Origin of the sequence: Butyrivibrio sp. MC2021 (genome assembly GCF_000621605.1) — a bacterium.
In the GTDB taxonomy this organism is placed as follows: Bacteria; Bacillota; Clostridia; order Lachnospirales; family Lachnospiraceae; genus Butyrivibrio.
Window position 1 is genome coordinate 915,407 of record NZ_JHXX01000001.1, and the last position, 18,773, is coordinate 934,179.

Sequence of the window (18,773 nt, forward strand, 5' to 3'; positions counted from 1 at the left end):
CTCCTGTTTTTATTCAAAAATCTCTTTAAAGCGTACCTTGCAATCAGATGCTTCCATTCCCAGAAGTCTGGTCAGAAACATCTCCCAGAAAGCCTTTTTGTTTACTTTGGTAAAAACTAAAGCATTGCTTTCTTTTCTGTAAAAGCCCATGGAATCCACAACGGTCTGCCCCAGGCTTATGCCGCCGGTTTCAACCTCCGTGAAGGCCTCTATTCCCTGAAGGATAGAAGGATCGATAAACTGTGCCACAGCCAGAGGATCATTTATTACGCAGCCTCTGATGTGCTCCCACTCCCAGTGAAACTTGAAGTAAAAGTCCGTGATCTTCTCCACAAAATCTCCCACCACCGGATTGACCTGTTTCATGTCATCCAGTATCTGAGGTGTCAGAACGATCTCCCTTGTGACGTCAAGGCCCACCATCTCGATCTTTTTGCCATGCTCAAAGAGCGTATCGTAAACCACCTTGGCGCTGTCGGGATCCTCCCAGTAGTTGTACTCAGCCACCGGTGAACAGTTGCCGTGGCTTCTGAAGTTACCGCCCATGGACACAAGTCTTTCGATAGAAAGAAAAGCCGAAAGGTCGGTGTCTATAAGCTCCGCCAGATTGGTAAGAGGCCCCAATGCCACCACCGACACATCGCCGCTTTTTAGAGTCCTTCTCATGAATTCAATGGCTGTTTCGGAAGGAATCTCCTGCCCCGGCACATCCGGAAAAAAGCTCTCTCCGAGGCCGTCCTCACCGTGAGTATCAAGAGCGTTGACATATTCTCTTTTTCTTGGCTTATCTGCTCCCACATAGACCGGAATATCAAGCCTTCCCATAAAATCAAGGACCTTCTTGGCATTCCCAAAGCCCATTTCAGCGGGGGAATTGCCTGCAACTATGGTAATTCCGACAACCTGAACCTCAGGGCTATTAAGAGCCAGCATTATAGCCAGGCTGTCGTCGATTCCGGGATCACAGTCGATTATTATCTTCTTCATCTCTTTTTCCTTTTGGGCAATAAAAAAGAGGATTTTTTGCGCAAAAATCCTCAGACACACTAATACACCTATGAAATGAAAAAAGGCTCTGCGATGAACGCAGAGCCACATAAACATAGTTGTTACATGCAGTCCTGGTTTTGTTTAGCGACAGGAAGGTACAAATGAACTGTCGTTTAAAGCGCTTGGAAATTATACTTCATGGCTGATAATTTTGCAAGCACTTAAGAAGTTATTTAAATAAATGATGATGTGGGAGGCTCGTATCCGGGAAGCTCATCCTCTTTATAAAGGAGATTTCCTGCCTTTACGGGCTGTCCGCTATATAAAGTATTTCCCTTTTTTACCTTGGATTTGTCTGTGCTCTTGAATACAAGATTACCGGCTTTCTTCACGCCGCCATTGACACTATCTAAAAGTTCATCATCGATTCTATTATCCATGTTCATAATAGTACCTCCTTAAGTTTCATCCTGCGTTTCTGATATTTTATACGAACGAAAACGTATAATGGCAAACTTTTTATATTTTTATGATGATAAAATTATGAGATTTTGTCAAATAAACTTCTTGTAAACCGTCACCTTCCCGGGCATCACTTAAAGAAATGCTTGAGAGCCTCATTTATAGCCAGATCCTTGTCGGCGCTGCCGGTGCCCTTCTTATCTCTTACCTTGGCAAGCTCCTGGGTTGTCACACTTATCTCAAATACTTCCTTAACCCAGGCGATGACATCAGCATCTGTTGCCTCCCCCTTCTTTGGAACCTTTGGCGGAGGAGCTGCCACTGACTTCGCAGTACCTGCCGCTTTTGCAGAGGTCCTTTTGCCGGCGCTCTTTTTGTCGTACTCGCCCTTTGTAAGGAGAACCACAGTCTCAACCGACCTGGTAAAAGGGAACATGTCCACGGGAACTGCCTTCTCTGCCCTGAAGCCGCTCTTTTTAAGAAGCTCAAGGTCTCTGGCCAGGGAGTCCGGACTGCAGGAGATATAAACTACCTTCTTTGGTCCCAGTACCTCCAGGGACTGAATAAACTCAGGAGTGGAGCCGGCTCTTGGGGGATCCATGAACACAAGGTCCACCTTATCTCCTGAAGCCGCCATCTGCTGCATAAACTTGGTGGCATCATTCTCATAAAAGGTGATGTTGTTTACATCGTTTATCTTGGCATTTATCTTGGCATCCTTAACCGCATCCTTATTAAGCTCCACGGAAATAACCTCTTTTACATGAGGGCTTGCGATGATTCCGATGGTGCCTACACCGCTGTAGCAGTCAAGGGCTGTCTCTTTGCCTGTAAGCTGTGCCATCTCGATGGCGGTGTTATAGAGAACCTCCTGCTGCACAGGGTTGACCTGATAGAAGGACTTGGGGCTAATCTTGAACTTCATGCCGCAGCAGGTATCATAGATAAATCCCGGGCCGTACAGAGGCTTCTCCTTATCTCCAAGGACCATACTGGTCTGCTTGTCGTTGATGTTAAGAACAATGGTTGTGATCTCCGGATGCTCTTTTCTCAGGGCCTTAACAAAATTGTTCTTGGAAGGGAAAATAGGTGAAACGGTAACAAGAACCACCATGATCTCCCCGGTATTTCTACCGATTCTGATAAGAACATGGCGAAGAAGTCCGAAACCGTTATCCTCATCATAGGTCTTGATTTTGAAGGACTTCAGCATTCCGCGGATGCTGGCAATGATGGCATCGGCCTTCTGATCCTCCAGAAGACAGTTGTCCACCGGCACCACATCATGGCTTCCCTCGCTGTATATTCCTGATACCGGATTACCCTTTTTATCATGGGTAAAAACAGCGTGGACCTTGCATCTGTAGTGCTCTGGAGTCTTCATTCCCATAAAGGACTCAACCTTACAGTAGGGCTCAAGAAGCTCCTGGACACGCTCATGCTTGATCTGAAGCTGCTTCTTGTAAGGAATGTTTATCATCTGGCAGGCGCCGCACTTCTTAAACACAGGGCAGCGACTGGGCTCCTTCCTGGCAGTTTCTTTCTTTGGAGTTTCTTTCTTTGGAGTTTCTTTCTTTGGAGTTTCCTTCTTAGATGCATTTTTCTTTACTGTATCTTTTTTTACAGTTCTTCCGGTATCTTTCTTCGTGAACTCTTTCTTTTTACTTTCGTTCTTCTTATTCTTATCTCTTTCCAAATCTATTCACCTCTGTTTACAAACAAAAAGTAGGGGACAATCACTCATCCCCTACCATATCAGTCCTCGTCTGAATCGTCATGCTTGTTCTCAAACTTAAGCTCCGGCATCTCGAGTCCTGTGTCCTCTTCCTTGACTGCCTCGCTTCTTCTGCGAATGCGGTCATCCTTGATAACGCCATAGTCCTTGAACTTGATTCCTTCAATTCCCTGGGCCAGCTCTCTTGCTCTGAGGATCTCCCCTTTGTTGATTCTGAAGGTGCAGACGATCTTGCTGCCCTTTCTGTCGAAGATCCTCTGGAGAATGGATTTATCCTGCCACTCGATGAAATATGAAATACGGTGAGCCAGGAATCTCTCCTCAAGCTGTTTCTTACTCTCTATGCTGTAAACCCTGCAAAAGGGAACCTCATTATTGAAAACCTGATTATTCTGGATAATTGTAGACATACTAACCTCACAAAACTTTATTCGCTAGCTATAAATTATAGCATAAATTGTCAAATCTGTTCAACATTCATTTATGTTATGATATGTATAAATCCAATAATCGTCAGTTACTGTGAGGTACCTTCATGTTTACATTTAAAAAAGCACTTCCCGAAGAATTAAACATTCCTTCATCCGCCATACTTTCCGTTCTCAAGCGCCTTAGGGAAAAAGGTGTTCCCATGCATTCCCTTCTCATCAGGCGGGGAGACACCCTTGTTTTTGAAAAATATTATGCTCCCTACACAGCAGATAAGCTCCACAGAATGTTTTCCATAAGTAAGAGTTTCACTGCCCTTGGAATATTTTGCATGATCATGGAGGGAAAGATCGCGCTTGACGACCCTATAGTCAAATATTTTCCCGAATATACTTCAGAGGATATCCATCCCTTCATAAAGATGACCACCATCAGAAATATGCTGATGATGCGAACCTGCCACGCTTCAACCACCTACAAGGTTAATATGAAGTCCGACTGGGTGGAGAGCTTTTTTACCGTGGCTCCAACCCATAAGCCGGGAACAGTCTTCCACTATGACACCTCCGCAGCCCATGTTCTCTGCGCCCTGGTGGAGAAGCTCTCCGGCACTGATCTTCTGTCCTATCTCAAGGACAGGATCCTTAAATACGTGGACTTTAGTGAGAACTCATATATGGTCAAGGATCCCTTTGGGGTTTCCATAGGCGGCAGCGGTCTTATGGCCACTCCCATGGATATTATGAAGGTTCTGTATATTCTGGAAAATAAAGGGACCATAAAGTGCTCAGACGGAACAGTCAGAGAACTGCTTAGGGCTGACCTGGTGAGCCTTGCCACCTCAAATCTGTCCGACACCATTATGACAGGGCCCCTGCCCAGCGAATCCCAGGGCTACGGAATGCAGATCTGGCAGAATGAAAAGGGAGGCTTTGTGCTCTATGGCATGGGCGGCCAGCTGGCCATCCATGTTCCGGACAAAAACCTATCCGTTGTCACCACCGCAGATACCCAGGGAATGCAGGGCGGCAATCAGATAATATATGATGCTTTTTATGAACTGCTGCTTCCACAAATTACAGATGAACCGGTAAAGGAAAATGGAAATGATAAACTTGAAGACTACTGCCAAAATCTGCAGATAGAGGCTCCGTCGCTGCCAGCCCACTATCAGAGCGTAACTCCTGACATAGCTCCCGGATGCTATAAATACCAATTGTCCGGTGAAAAGAGCCTTTTTTCCGAGCTGACTCTTAACCTGAATGAATCCGGAGAATCCGCTCTTATCCTGAAAGAAAAGGACTCTGATACAAAGCACGAAATACGTTTCGGTATAGGAAGCATGTGCCAGGGCGAATTTGCCGACTACAATACTCCCTATACAGCCGGAGCCGTATTTACCAGAAGTAACGTGCTCTATATAAGAGTCCATCTTATCGGTGAATCAGTTGGAAGCCTCCGCTTCCAGTTATATTTTGAAGAAAAGGAGCTTACGGTGTTCATGCGAAAGATCGAAGAAACCTACTTCGGAGAATTCGACGGGCACCTCTATGGCAAGCTTATTTGAATAGATATTATCATTTTTTGTATTATCCGATATCAGGTTCATCCTTGAGTTCAATTGTGTCACGAACCTTGCCGTCGGTCTCAAAGAGGATGATCTCATTCTCCCCATCCTTAAGAAGAGGCGCAGGAATGTAAAGTCTCTTCTGAGGTCCGATTTCCCAGAATCTTCCGAGATTGAAGCCGTTGATAAAGGCAACACCCTTGCCCCAGCCCTCGAAATCAAGGAAGGTATCGCCCTTCTCCGTAACATCAAAGGTAAATCTGTAAAAAGCAGGAGCTCCTTCAGTGTATTCCTTGGAGAAATCAACCTTTTCGATATTGTCCAAAGGAAGTGTATAGATATCCCAATCGTTATGGATATGGCCGTTTATCTGAACACAGCGGCCAATGCCCTTTCTCTGGGTCTCCATGCGAGGTCCGAAGTTGACTCTTCCCATATTTTCCACAAGAATATCAAACTTCTCATTAAGTCCCTGAAGGGTTCCGGTGGAAAGTCCTGACTCGCCGATGGCTTTGGCAGCAGTCTCCGGCGTAAGTCCGTGCTCCATCATGAACTTTCCTGCCAGCATCTGTGCGGGCTGGCTGCAGGCCAGGAACTTCTCCATGGGGATATCATGCTCTTTTTCCAGCTCATGGTCATACAGAGTTAAAAGAGGCTTCTCTTCAACAAAAATGTTGGCTCTGTCATAGGTCTCCCAAAGTTTAAGCTTGGCAATTCCCGCCTCGGAGTGAAGTCTTGATCTGTAGAGGATATAACCGTAGCTCTGATCCAGTTCTTCCATATTTACGGTGTAAGGAAGATGGACGGCAGTGCTGAGATCGTCCACTACCGAGAAAAGACTTACCTTATCCTTGCAGGTAAGGGTTCCGTAGCTCTTTCTCTTAATGTCTGTAGTAAACTCCACCTCAGGAACATCCGCATGTTTGGAGATGACCTCCTTGTACTTGCGGTATTTTTCTGTTATCTGTCCATCCTCTGTGAGGATTCCGTCGTAGTCATAGCTGGTTACATCAGGAGTGAGCTCGTTGTAGTAATTGGAGCCGTTCATAAAGCCAAAGTTGGTGCCGCCCTGGAACATATAGATGCTGACATTTCCAAGCTCCAGCATCTTATCAAGATCCTCTGTGCTCTGGACAAGATTGCCCCTCATATGGCCGCCGTTACCCCAGTGGTCAAACCAGCCAACCCAGAACTCAGCACACATAAGGGGTCCGCCCTTGGTGTACTCTTTTATCACATTGAAACGCTCCTCGGTCTTGGAACCGAAATTGCCGGTGGGATGGGCACCCTCGGCGTAGCCTCCCCTGTAGCTCTCGTGGTAAGGGCCGTCAGAGGTGATAAGAGGCACTGTCACGCCATATTTAACCATAAGGTCATGCATGAACTTCATGTACTCATGGTCGTTGGCATAATAGCCATACTCGTTCTCTATCTGCATCAGAATGATGTTGCCGCCGTTGTCGATCTGATACTTGGCGATCCTGGGCATAAGCACCTTGTAATAGTCCTCTACAGCATCAAGAAATGGCTTGTAGCTCACACGAAGGCGCATATTTCTGTCCTTTAAAAGCCATGCAGGAAGTCCGCCGAACTCCCACTCAGCGCAGATATAAGGTGAGGGTCTGATAATTATGTAAAGTCCCAGCTCTGTGGCTGTCTGAATGAACTTCTCTATATCGCAAAAGCCCTCGAAATTAAACTCACCCTTTTTAGGCTCAGTAATATTCCAGGGAATGTAAGTCTCCACAGTATTGCAGCCCAGAGCCTTCAGCTTCTGGAGCCTGTCTGTCCAGTATTCCGGAACAGTTCTGAAGTAATGGAAGGAGCCGGCTATTACCTTGAAGGGCTCTCCGTTCAGATAAAACGTATCCTTGATTTCAAATTTTCCCATAATGCATTCTCCTACTTTTTCACTTTTTACGCATATATAAAAACTCCGTGATGAAGTGCTTGTATATGCGCAAAATCAAATATTTATTATCACTCTATATACCATCTGTAAAATTGCAGTTTCCTCTGCTTTTTAAATAAGGGAATACTGCTTTAGATAAAAACAGTATTCCCTTTTCTTTTTAGATTAGTACACAAAGCCCGAAAGGACCTCGCCGGTGATTACTTATAGAGCTCGTCAAACTGTCTCTGAAGCTCAGCAGTAACATCATTGATACCTGCCTTCTCAAGAGCTGCCTGATACTCAGCAACGATATCCTCAGCTGTGCCCTGGAACTTACCGAAAGCGATCTGCTTCATGTAGGTTGTGTGGATATCATTGATGTTATCAATCTTGGACTGAATGTCATCTACATTGGGAACAAACTGTCCGTAAGGATAATCGATCTTGATTGCGTCATACTCTTTGTAAAGCTTCTCAATAGCATCCCAGTTCATTGTAGCATCCTTGATCTCAAGGTCATCATTACGTCCCCACCAGTAGTTAACGGAAATGCCGTCTGTTGCTGCATTATAGCCATCGGGAGTCTTTCTCATGCCGTCTGCTGTAATCTCATAGGACTTGCCCTCAACACCATAGTTGAACAGCTTGTAGCAATCAGGATCATTTCTGATAAGGTCATAGACCATAAGTGCTCTCTCAGGATTCTTGGAAGCAGCTGAAACAGCCATAGCACCGTGAGTAATGGAAAGAGCTACAAGGTTGCCTGTCTCCTCACCGAAGTAGAAGAAGCCTGTCTCTGCGTTAGGATCGTCATAGATAGTATAACCATCCTTGTGTGAGCAAAGGTCTGTCCAGGTCTGGGTGTGATGCTGCTCTGCTGCAACACGACCGATCTTGAAGTCCTCTCTGTTATCAGAGGTTGTATTATTGAGCACGTCGGTCTTCCAAACGCCGATCTCATCCCATTCTTTCATGGTCTTGGCAAATTCTACGAGAGAATCTGTATCTGTTATGTAAGGTGAATATACGGTGTAAAGGTCGTCCTTGGTGCCGCCCCACATAGCGCCTGAATTGATACCGTCGATGGAAACATAGTTGGAATGGGATGTGATCCATCCTCCAACCATTGTTGCATACTGTGTTCCGTCTGAATCCCATGGAATAACATCGGGATATGTCTCTTTTACATATCTGAAGTAGGTTGTAAGGTCTTCCCAACTTCTAACACCGTTAGCAAGTCCGGCTTCCTTTGCCCAGTCAAGACGATATGCAAAGCCGTGGTTGGTCCACTGTGCATAATTATCTTCAGGCATCAGATAAATGTTTCCGTTGTATTTGCAAAGATCCCAGTGCTCAGGTGATACGCTCTCCCAGGTCTTAGGAGCGTAGGTCTTAAGCATATCCTCTGAAAGCTCAAGGAAAGCGCCGTTCTTGGCATTAGGCCAGGCATCCAGCCAGTCTGAAGCTGTACCAACAAGGTCTACTGTTCCGTCCATACGAGCCAGTGTCAGGTTGTAATTGGAAAGATAATCTGTCCAGTCGATATAGTAAACCTCAAGCTCAGCGTTAACCTTTTCGGTAAGGATCTCATTGAGCTGTCTGAGCATCTCATCTGTCTGGTTTCCTTCAGGAGCTCCACCTGTTGTCATGTAAGTAATAACTACATGCTCGGATGTGTCAATGGCAGGAGCCGCATCTGATCCTGCGTCTGATGTTGTTGTATTGGATGTTGTAGTCTCGGTCTTGGGAGCTGCATCGTTGCTTGCGGGTGCTCCTGCATCATTGCCTGATGAGCCACATGCTGCAATACCCATTACCATGCTGGCACTAAGTAATGTTGCTAATAACTTTTTCTTCATTTGAATCCTCCTTTTATAAAAAAAATATGTGAACCTCGCCATGAGGTCGCAACCAATTTTGTACCGGGCGTCATCCCTTAACTGCACCTACTGTAATACCGCCGATGAAGTATTTCTGAACGAAGGGATACAGGAAAACGATCGGTCCTGTAGCCATAACCGCTGTTGCCATCTTAAGGGACTCTGTGGGCACATCTGTAAGTGTGATGTACTGTCCTGCGATGGAATTCTTAAGGGCAAGGGTCTCATTTACTACCTTGTAGAGCTGGAACTGCAGGGGCTTGACCGCCACTCTTGAGCTGAGGAACAGAGATGACTGATACCACTCATTCCAATATCCCAGAGCCAGGAAAAGTCCGATTGTAGCCAGAGCCGGCTTCAGCATAGGAAGAATAAGTCTTGTAAAGATGACCATGTCTCCGGCACCGTCGATCTTGCCCGATTCAGTAATCTCATGAGGTATGGCTTTTACGAAGTTCTTCATAAGGATGATGAGCCATGGCGACATAAGAAGCGGGAAAAATACTGCCAGGTAGCTGTCGTTTAATTTGTAGGTCTGTGTCATCAGAAGGTAGTATGGAGCAAGTCCTGCTGAAAACAGTGATGTAAAGTAAATATAAAAGGAAATCACATTTCTTAAAGGAAAATCCTTTCTCTGAAGTGCATATCCTGTCATTGCTATGATGAGAAGTCCCACCGCCGTACCGCACAGGGTAAGGGTTATTGTAAGACCGTAGGATCTCCATATAGTTCCTCCCCTCATTACCATCTCATAGGCCTTGGTGGTAAATTCCTTGGGAACGAGCTGAACTCCCTCTGCCCTTATCACGGACTCATTGGTAAAGGATGTACCAATGATGATAAGGAATGGAAATATACAAGCCAATGCATAAAAGGTGATCAGTATATATCCAAAGGTCCTGATGATGATGTCGGAAGCTCCCAGCTTGACCTTGACGCCTGTCATTTCAGGCTGCTTAGTATTATTAGACATTTTCTGACCTCCTTTCCTTAGAATAATGAATAATCGGGATCGATCTTCTTAACTATGAAGTTGACTCCCATAACCATCACAAATCCGATTATTGACTGATAAAGGCCAACCGCAGAAGCAGTTGAGAAATTAAAGTCATTGATGGTTGAACGATATACGAAGGTCTCAATAATATCAGTGGTAGGATAAAGAAGTGAATTGGTACCAATGATGTTATAGAAAAGACCGAAGTTTCCTTTTACAATTCCTCCAAGAGCAAACAGAAGAAGGATGACTATTGTGGGCTTAAGTCCCGGAAGAATGATGTATCTGATCTTTTGGAAAGCATTGGCTCCGTCAACCTTGGCCGCCTCGATTATCTCCGCATCTATTCCGCAGATGGCTGCGAAGTAAACAACTGAGTTGTAACCTGTCTGCTGCCAGAGATGTACGATGACCAGAATCACCGGCCAGACCGAAGGATCCGAATAGGGTCCCCACTTCTCTCTTCCCAGGGCTGTAAGGATCTCATTTACAAAGCCGTAGTCATAATTTAAAAGGTTGTAGACAAGGATTCCAACCAGAACCTGTGAAATGAAATAAGGAAGAAACATCATGGTCTGTGAAACCTTCTTAAAGATCTTGCTCTGCATCTCATTTAAGAGAATAGCCACCAGTATAGCCAGCAGATTACCCAGAATGATAAATGCTATGTTGTATAAAATGGTGTTTTTGGTAAGTTCGAAAAGCTTACCGGATTCAGCCAAAAACTCAAAGTTCTTAAGTCCTACGAACTTACTTCCGAAGATTCCGTCTCTGTAGTTGTATTTAACAAAAGCAACCCAGATACCCGGCATAGGCATGTAGCTGAACATAAAGAAAAAGACAACTGCAGGAAGACACATAAGCTCCAGGACCCTGTATCTCCACAAAGTCTCGAAAACTCCACGTTTCTTAACGCCTGCAGTAGAAGATGACTTACCGTTTTTACTCATAAAACCTCCCACTTACTCACGATTGATAGAAATCTACACAGTCCCCATATTGTGCAAAATTACTACTTGCAACCGATTTCATATCTTAATTTAATCATTAATCACTAGTTTGCGTCAACTCATTTTTTGAAACCGATTGCAATTTTGTGCAAATGAAACAAAAAAGAGGAAACAAATCCCTTTGTTTCCTCACATTTTTGTATACATCGCCATGTGTTGTATACAATTATACGCTATACAGTTTGAAAGCTGTTTCAGAAAACTATATTTTCGTAAAACTTATTTCTTACAGGGGCCTGTGCTCTCCCTTAGAACCAGGTTGGGAGTAACCATCTGAACATCCTCTACCCTCTCCCCTTTAGAAGCCGCAATCGCAGTGTCTATCAGCCTTTTGCCGTAATCATCATAATTGTAGTCGATGCTGGTAAGTTTAGGCACTGTAAGATCAGTGATATAGGTATTATCAAAGCTTATAACAGAAATGTCCTCAGGCACATGAAGATGATGCTCTCTTATGCTCCTCAAGGCGCCGCTGGCCGCAAAGTCATTGATGGCTATGATAGCTGTGGGTCTGTCAGACATATCCAGTATCCTGTTGGTTGCCACATACCCAGATTCAGGGTCATAACCGCCGTTGACAACATATTCCCCCTGTACTGTAATGCCATATTTCTTGAGATTCTCCTGATAGCGCAGATACTTATAGTAGGTTGAAGCTACCTTCATCTCGCCTCCAACCAGGGCAATCTTCTCATGTCCAAGGTCTATAAGATGCTGCATAACAAGATTCATGCCCTCCGCCTCGTCAATGGTGACGCAGTGTACAGGGGCTTTATCCAGCTTGCCCGTAACTATGACGGGAGTTGTCCTGCAGACGTTTCTTACTTTCTCGGAATAGGCATCATCAGTAATAAGGTCGTCAACTCTTCCGCCCATCAGAATAATGGCATCCATCCTCTGCTGAAGATAGATATCAAGCATCTTGATCTCTTTGTCCTTTTCATTAAGGGAATTAGCCAGAGCCACATTGTAACCTGCCTTCTCGGCGGCCAGCTCACAGGCCACGAAAAGCGCCGAATAATAAGGGTTCCTGACATCAGCCACTATGAAACCAATGGTATTGGTGGCAGTATCAGAAAGTCCCTTGGCAAGCGCATTGGGCTTGAAATTATACTTATCGATTATTTCCTGTATCCTCTGTTTTTTCTCCTGGCGCACCGAAGCGCTTCCGGTAAGAACACGGGAAACAGTAGAAGCCGATACTCCGGCCTCCTTGGCTATATCATAGATAGTAATTGTCTTACCGGTATTCAGTCTTACTTTTTCCATATAAACCTCATTGGGGGGACTGTCTGAAACCGATTTCAATTTTATAATATGATATACCGCAAGGTTATGTCAATATTTATTTGTAATCTCGTACCTTAGCTCAGGTAGAAGCCGGGAAGATCTTCCTCATGGATATGGATATCATTGGTTCCGTCCTCATTCTCGGCGGTTTCCATCTTAACAACGTTCACATATCCGTCGTTGATCATATCCACCATATACTTCAAAATGTCAGGATCGAACTGTGTCCCCGCTCCCTGCTGGATCTCTTCTATTATCTCATCCTTGTTCAGATGTCTTCTGTATACACGGTTACTGGACATGGCATCATAGGAATCCGCAACGCCTACAATACGTGCATAAAGGGGGATGTTCTCTCCCTGAAGTCCCTCGGGATATCCGGTTCCGTCGTATCGTTCATGGTGATAAAGTGCAGTTTCTCGAATACCTTTTATGGAGGAAAGCTGCTTAAGCATCTTGCCTCCGGCCACAGTATGACTCTGAATGGTCTTTCTTTCCTCATCGGTAAGTTTTCCCGGCTTATTAAGAACCGCATCGGGAACACTTATCTTCCCGGCATCATGCAAAAGACCGGCATAATATATGTTTTGCACCTCAGACTCCGGAAGTCCCATACGCTTTGCTATCTCAGCGGCGTACATGGCAACTCTTCTGGAATGGCCTCTGGTGTAAGGATCCTTGGCATCAATGAAGCTGATGAAGGTGTTCATTGACTGAAGAATGATCCTTACGTCATTCTTCTGCCTTTCCTGATAGTTTTTCAGGTTAAACTTCGTAACAAGGTATCCTACAAAGACCACCAGCCATATGATCATCATAAAGATAATGGAATTTTTGATAAAAGAATTTCTGCTTAAGACCATATATCCTATGATATGAAGATTATTCGGGTCCAATTCTTTTTTAGAGTTGATAACCGCGCCAAACTCCATAGTATCCCCGGATTCAATAGTGGAATTGAATTGTCCCGGAGTAAACATAAGGTAATCTCCTAAACTTTCATTGGATACCTCCACATTCCACTGACTGTCCACAGTGGCATCCTCAGGCACCTTCAAAAGCAGCTTCCAGTTTGTTATACCGCTCTTCCCAAGATTTTTAATAGTGAACTCAAGCTGATTGCTGGTGCCGCCGTTCTTTCTCCATTCGCCGGTTTTGCGCACACTTCCATAAAGCTCATCAGAAAGTCTGGCTCCCGTAAGGCTTATATCCGCCTCCACCAGGGAATCCACTCTGTTTTCTGAAGCTACTTTCTCAGCATAATATGCAGTTATAAGAATGATAAGAACCGAACAATACATAAAAAATGTATTGAGCAGTTTACTGATCCTCATACAAACAAACCGCCTTTTGAATACAATTTCCGCATATTACTACAAATACATTATACTATTCCCCGGCGTCTATTATCATTATTACAATTATTATATTTTGCTAAAACATCTATAACCACAATAAAAAAGACCATACTCCATTAAGAAGTATGGTCTGTATTAAACTCGAAAAGACCTCGCTAGGTGGTCACAAGGAAGTTCGGCTCTCGCAAAAAACGCTCGACCGAACAAGGTAGTACACCAAGCTCGAAAATACCTCGCTAGGTGATTACCTTTGGATTCTACCTGATCCGTCGCCACCGGCAAGCTTGTTAACCTCGTCAACAGTAACAAGGTTGAAGTCGCCCTCGATTGAGTGCTTAAGAGCTGATGCAGCTACTGCGAACTCGATTGTTGCCTGAGGATCGAATCCGTTTACGCAGCTGTAGATAAGTCCGCCGCCGAAGGAATCGCCGCCACCAACACGGTCAACGATGTGAAGTGCATACTTCTTTGAGAAGTAAGCCTGTCCGTCAGTGTAAAGCATAGCGCTCCAGTTATTGTCGTTAGCTGAAAGAGACTCGCGAAGTGTGATAGCAACCTTCTTGAAGCCGAATCTCTCTGTAAGCTTCTGAGCTACCTCGATGTAACCCTCTCTGTTAAGCTTACCTGTTGTAACATCTGTAGAAGAAGCTGCGATACCGAATACATCGTTAGCATCCTCCTCGTTAGCGATACATACATCAACATACTGGCAAAGCTCGCCCATAACCTTGCCTGCCTTCTCCTTGCTCCAGAGCTTACCTCTGTAGTTAAGGTCGCAGGAAACTGTAAGGCCGTGCTCTTTAGCCTTCTTACAAGCCTCAAGAGTGATCGCTGCAAGAGAATCGCTTACAGCGGGAGTGATACCTGTGAAGTGGAACCACTCAGCACCCTGGAAGATCTCATCCCAATCGAAATCTGAAGGAACAGCCTCAGCGATAGCAGAATGTGCTCTGTCGTAGATGCACTTTGAACCTCTCTGTGAAGCACCCTTCTCGTTGTAGTAGATACCTACTCTGTCGCCACCTCTTGTGATCTTGGAAGTGTCAACGCCGTACTTTCTGAGTGAGTTAACAGCTGCCTGACCGATCTCGTGCTTAGGAAGCTTTGTAACGTATACTGAATCAAGACCATAGTTTGCAAGAGAAACTGAAACGTTAGCCTCTCCGCCACCGAATGTAGCCTCAAGATGATCTACCTGAACGAATCTGAGGTAGTTATCGGGCTGAAGACGAAGCATGATCTCACCAAATGTAATAACTTTCTTTGACATATCTATATCCTCTTTCTTTCTCAAATATATATTATCGTGATATACGCATGTCTCCACTGCGTTCTCGACATGCTACATACATTCGGAAATCGATATACTCATTTCATTCGTATATCTTTTTTCCTCATGTATGTTTGCATCCTGAGGTCATACAGTCATTTGTGCAAGCACAATCCTGTATGACTTCCGTCTGCTATATCACTCAATTTCTTACCAAATGTACTGCGAATCCGCCGAAATCATCTGCAAGGTAAGCTACCTTAAGGTGGTTATCAGCATCATATGAGAATGAGCTCTCATCGAACTTAACGCCCTGCTTGCCAAGGTGGTAAACAGCTCTGTCAACGTTGTTTGTTCCGATTGCGATGTGTCCGCATGTTCCGCGTCCCTGAGACTTCATAACCTCAACAACTGAACCTGCGAATACAGAAGAGTTGCCAACCTTCTTGGTGAAGCCGAAGAGATTGTCGAACTTCTCAGCTGTAGCTACTGCTGAAGCCTCATCAGGCTGGTTGATTCCAACGTGCTTCATTGTGAATCCAAGCATAGCGTTTACAGCGTCACGAGTCATAGCCTCGATCTCATCGAACTTGCCTGCAGCGATAAGGTCCTTCTTAACCATCCAGCTACCACCGCAGCAGAATACCTTATTGAATCCAAGATAATCATTGAGGTTGTTCTTGTTGATACCGCCTGTAGGCATGAAGTGCATCTTTGTGTAAGGAGCTGCCATAGCCTTGATCTTGGCAATACCACCGTTCTGCTCAGCAGGGAAGAACTTAACACAGTCAAGACCGAGCTCGATAGCCTGCTCTACTTCTCCGGGTGTTGCTGTTCCGGGAACTACAGGTACTCCGATTGACTGGATGTACTCTACGTTTGATCTGTTGAATCCGGGGCTAACGATGAACTTAGCGCCTGCAGCCTTTGCTCTGTCTGCCTGCTCAGCATTGAGAACAGTACCTGCTCCAACGATCATCTCAGGGAACTTCTCAGAAATAAGTCTGATAGCTTCCTCAGCAGCTGCTGTACGGAATGTAACCTCTGCAGCAGGAAGTCCGCCCTTTATAAGTGCCTCAGCAAGAGGAACTGCGTCCTTTGCATCGTCAATTGCGATTACAGGAACGATACCAATTTTGTATAACTCTTCGCAAATCTTATCCATTTTTATTGCCTTTCTTTATCTTAATTAATCTATTTATATTGATTAACACCGCGATTACTGTGCTTCGTTCTCGTCGATATCTGTGAACTTTGAAGGATCAAGGTTGTTAGGATCCTGTCCGATGTAAGCTGAGATACCGCCATCGATGTAAACTACCTGACCATTGATGAAATCAGATGCAGGTGATGCAAGGAATACAGCAAGGCCCATAAGGTCCTCTGTCTTGCCCCATCTCTGAGCAGGTGTCTTTGAACGGATGAATCTGTCGAAAGGATTCATTGAACCGTCAGCCTGCTTCTCACGAAGAGGAGCTGTCTGAGGTGTTGCAATGTAGCCGGGTCCGATAGCGTTGCACTGAATATTGTACTGACCATACTCAGAGCAGATGTTTCTTGTAAGCATCTTAAGACCGCCCTTAGCAGCTGCATAAGCAGATACTGTCTCACGTCCGAACTCAGACATCATTGAGCATGCGTTGATGATCTTTCCTGAGCCCTTCTTCATCATTGCAGGAAGAACTGCCTTTGAGCAGATGAAAGGACCTGTAAGGTCAACGTCGATAACCTGGTTCCACTCCTTAACAGTCATCTCGTGCATAGGAATTCTCTTGATGATACCTGCGTTGTTAACAAGGATATCAATTGTTCCAACTTCCTTCTCAACAGCTGCAACGAACTCCTGAACCTGATCCTCCTTAGTAACGTCGCAAACTTTACCGAATGCCTTGATGCCTCTCTTCTCGTACTCAGCAAGTCCCTTGTCAACAAGGTCCTGGTTGATATCGTTGAAAACGATCTTAGCTCCGCTCTCTGCGTAAGCTACTGCATAAGCAAGACCAAGGCCGTATGAAGCACCTGTGATCCATGCTACTTTTCCTTCAAGTGAAAAATTCTTTAAAAAGTCTCCCATTTGTAAAAACCTCCTAGTTTTTGCTGGTTTATTAGTTACATATTTTAATTAAAGTAGATCCTGCATAGCGCAGTCATCCATGTCATCAAAATCCTGATTCTCGCCGACCATACCCCAGATGAAGGTATAAGCCTGAGTGCCGCATCCTGAATGGATTGACCAGCTGGGGCTGATAACAGCCTGCTCGTTTCTCATAATGATATGTCTTGTTTCCTGTGGTTCTCCCATGAAATGCATAACCATTGCATCCTCAGGGATATCGAAGTAAAGATATACTTCCATTCTGCGGTCATGTGTATGACAAGGCATTGTATTCCATACGCTGCCGGGCTTAAGCTCTGTCATGCCCATCTCCAGCTGGCAGGTCTCAACCTGACCGGGAAGTATGTATTTGTTGATAACTCTGTGATTGGCGCCCTCGAGACTTCCAAGTTCCTTCTTGTTCTCATCCTTGATGATAACAACATCCTCTGAAGGAGTGCCCTCTCTCTTGATAAGAACTGTAGGATATGTCTTGTGCGCAGGTGCGCTGTTGATATAGAATTTAGCAGGCTTGGAAGCATCCTTGCTGGCAAAAGAAACATCCTTTGCTCCCATTCCGATGTACATTCCCTGCTTGTAAGCTACTTCATATTTCTTGCCGTCGATGGTGATAACACCGTCTCCGCCGATGTTGATAACACCCATCTCTCGTCTCTGCAGGAAATACTCTGCTCTGAGCTCATCTCCGGCTGTAAGCTTGAGTTCCTCTTTTACAGGAACAGCTGATCCGGTAATGATTCTGTCGATATGGCTGTATACAAGTTTAATAGTATCAGGCTGGAAAAGATCGTCTATAAGAAACTCTTCTCTCAGTCTCTTGGTATCATAATATTTTTCGTCCTTAGGTGAACATGCGGTTCTAAGTTCCATATTCCCTCCTTAAATAGTCTTTTGACCCTATCATCATAGTGTATATTTTTTTCTTTGTCAGTTCATTTTTACATCAAAATCTTGCAAATCTTGACGTAATGTAAGAGCTTTCATTTTTCTTACATTTTACCCACTAACAATAATAATGTCTACCTAAAATAACGACAAATTTGAATTCAATTTTTTGACCCCCTCCCCCAAAAATGGTAGCCATTTACAAACCCGCTTATATCCCCCTCTCTCAGTCTTTAATCTTGCAAATAACAGAACACGGCCACAGGATTTTATAATATGTAGCCAATCCGATGATGCTCGCATCATCGGAGGATTGGATGCATATTATAAAATTCTGCGGCCGTGTTCGTCCGTTGTCATATTATGAATGAGCAGAACTATAAGCCGGGTTATGTCGTGAATGATCATCTATCTAGGACTGCCGTCACCGACAGCCTCAAGCGACCCACCTGAAAGCGAACCGGGCCGGTTCATAGCTCTCTGTTCGGTCTTGCTTCGGATGGGGTTTACATGGCTACTGATGTTACCACCAGCACGGTAGTCTCTTACACTGCCTTTCCACCCTTACGCTAACGAGGTAGTCCGGCGGTCACTCGGAATGCAAGCATTCCTCGTTACGCGACATTCGTCGCATATCCGTAGTTCGATATGTCAATTATCATGCAAGCATGAAATTGCCACATCTCCTCCGGCTGCCCGCCTCATCGTTAACGCGGTATATCTCTGTTGCACTATCCTGGGAGTCACCTCCACCAGACGTTATCTGGCATCCTGCCCTGCGAAGCCCGGACTTTCCTCTCCCATACCCTTTCGTCTGTATGGCAGCGATCATCCATCCTGCTCATAAAGTATTATATGAAATAAAGTTTAATTGTCAAGATTCTCGTCTC

At 44.8% G+C, this 18,773-nt stretch carries 15 protein-coding genes and 1 other RNA gene; 1 reads left to right on the plus strand and 15 read right to left on the minus strand.

Features of this window, described 5'->3' with window-relative positions; all coding sequences use genetic code 11:
* Positions 1-9 precede the first annotated feature (9 nt).
* The 4 genes from T359_RS0103795 to T359_RS0103810 form a co-directional block, all read right to left on the minus strand.
* Positions 10-987: a nucleoside hydrolase gene (locus T359_RS0103795; RefSeq protein ID WP_035783526.1), complete on the minus strand. Its 978-nt coding sequence runs from the start codon at positions 985-987 to the stop codon at positions 10-12.
* A gap of 236 nt (positions 988-1,223) precedes the next feature.
* Positions 1,224-1,436 (minus strand): hypothetical protein, encoded by a 213-nt coding sequence (locus T359_RS0103800; protein WP_026516327.1) that lies wholly within the window; start codon positions 1,434-1,436, stop codon positions 1,224-1,226.
* A gap of 146 nt (positions 1,437-1,582) precedes the next feature.
* Positions 1,583-3,148, minus strand: coding sequence for a 23S rRNA (uracil(1939)-C(5))-methyltransferase RlmD (rlmD, locus tag T359_RS19190; RefSeq protein ID WP_081795349.1), 1,566 nt, complete (start codon positions 3,146-3,148; stop codon positions 1,583-1,585).
* 59 nt (positions 3,149-3,207) lie between these two features.
* Entirely contained in the window at positions 3,208-3,597 is a 390-nt protein-coding gene (locus tag T359_RS0103810) for a hypothetical protein (RefSeq protein ID WP_026516328.1), read from the minus strand.
* Positions 3,598-3,722: 125 nt separating this feature from the next.
* On the opposite strand from T359_RS0103810, the gene T359_RS0103815 reads away from it, so the two are divergent.
* Positions 3,723-5,183, plus strand: a complete 1,461-nt coding sequence (locus tag T359_RS0103815) for a serine hydrolase domain-containing protein (RefSeq protein ID WP_026516329.1) — start codon at positions 3,723-3,725, stop codon at positions 5,181-5,183.
* A gap of 22 nt (positions 5,184-5,205) precedes the next feature.
* On the opposite strand, the gene T359_RS0103820 is transcribed toward T359_RS0103815, so the two are convergent.
* The 11 genes from T359_RS0103820 to rnpB all read right to left on the minus strand — a co-directional run bounded on the left by T359_RS0103820 (position 5,206) and on the right by rnpB (position 18,727).
* Entirely contained in the window at positions 5,206-7,074 is a 1,869-nt protein-coding gene (locus tag T359_RS0103820) for a glycoside hydrolase family 35 protein (protein WP_026516330.1), read from the minus strand.
* A 221-nt stretch (positions 7,075-7,295) separates the two neighbouring features.
* Positions 7,296-8,936, minus strand: a complete 1,641-nt coding sequence (locus T359_RS0103825) for an ABC transporter substrate-binding protein (protein ID WP_026516331.1) — start codon at positions 8,934-8,936, stop codon at positions 7,296-7,298.
* 70 nt (positions 8,937-9,006) lie between these two features.
* Entirely contained in the window at positions 9,007-9,930 is a 924-nt protein-coding gene (locus T359_RS0103830; protein WP_051544888.1) for a carbohydrate ABC transporter permease, read from the minus strand.
* A gap of 17 nt (positions 9,931-9,947) precedes the next feature.
* Complete coding sequence (locus T359_RS0103835) at positions 9,948-10,904, minus strand: ABC transporter permease (RefSeq protein WP_026516333.1); 957 nt, start codon at positions 10,902-10,904, stop codon at positions 9,948-9,950.
* A 279-nt stretch (positions 10,905-11,183) separates the two neighbouring features.
* Complete coding sequence (locus T359_RS0103840; protein WP_026516334.1) at positions 11,184-12,233, minus strand: LacI family DNA-binding transcriptional regulator; 1,050 nt, start codon at positions 12,231-12,233, stop codon at positions 11,184-11,186.
* 95 nt (positions 12,234-12,328) lie between these two features.
* The gene (locus T359_RS21270; protein WP_051544889.1) at positions 12,329-13,588 is read right to left on the minus strand and encodes an HD domain-containing phosphohydrolase; all 1,260 of its coding nucleotides are present in this window, start codon (positions 13,586-13,588) and stop codon (positions 12,329-12,331) included.
* A 268-nt stretch (positions 13,589-13,856) separates the two neighbouring features.
* A complete protein-coding gene (locus T359_RS0103850) occupies positions 13,857-14,882 on the minus strand; it encodes a sugar kinase (RefSeq protein WP_026516335.1) in 1,026 nt (341 codons plus the stop codon).
* 202 nt (positions 14,883-15,084) lie between these two features.
* Positions 15,085-16,047, minus strand: coding sequence for a bifunctional 4-hydroxy-2-oxoglutarate aldolase/2-dehydro-3-deoxy-phosphogluconate aldolase (locus T359_RS0103855; protein ID WP_026516336.1), 963 nt, complete (start codon positions 16,045-16,047; stop codon positions 15,085-15,087).
* Positions 16,048-16,101: 54 nt separating this feature from the next.
* Positions 16,102-16,956: a gluconate 5-dehydrogenase gene (locus T359_RS0103860; RefSeq protein WP_026516337.1), complete on the minus strand. Its 855-nt coding sequence runs from the start codon at positions 16,954-16,956 to the stop codon at positions 16,102-16,104.
* Positions 16,957-17,004: 48 nt separating this feature from the next.
* Positions 17,005-17,868, minus strand: a complete 864-nt coding sequence (gene kduI / locus T359_RS0103865; protein WP_026516338.1) for a 5-dehydro-4-deoxy-D-glucuronate isomerase — start codon at positions 17,866-17,868, stop codon at positions 17,005-17,007.
* Between the two features lie 379 nt (positions 17,869-18,247).
* Positions 18,248-18,727: RNase P RNA component class A (rnpB, locus tag T359_RS21375), an RNA gene on the minus strand.
* Between the last annotated feature and the right edge of the window lie 46 nt (positions 18,728-18,773).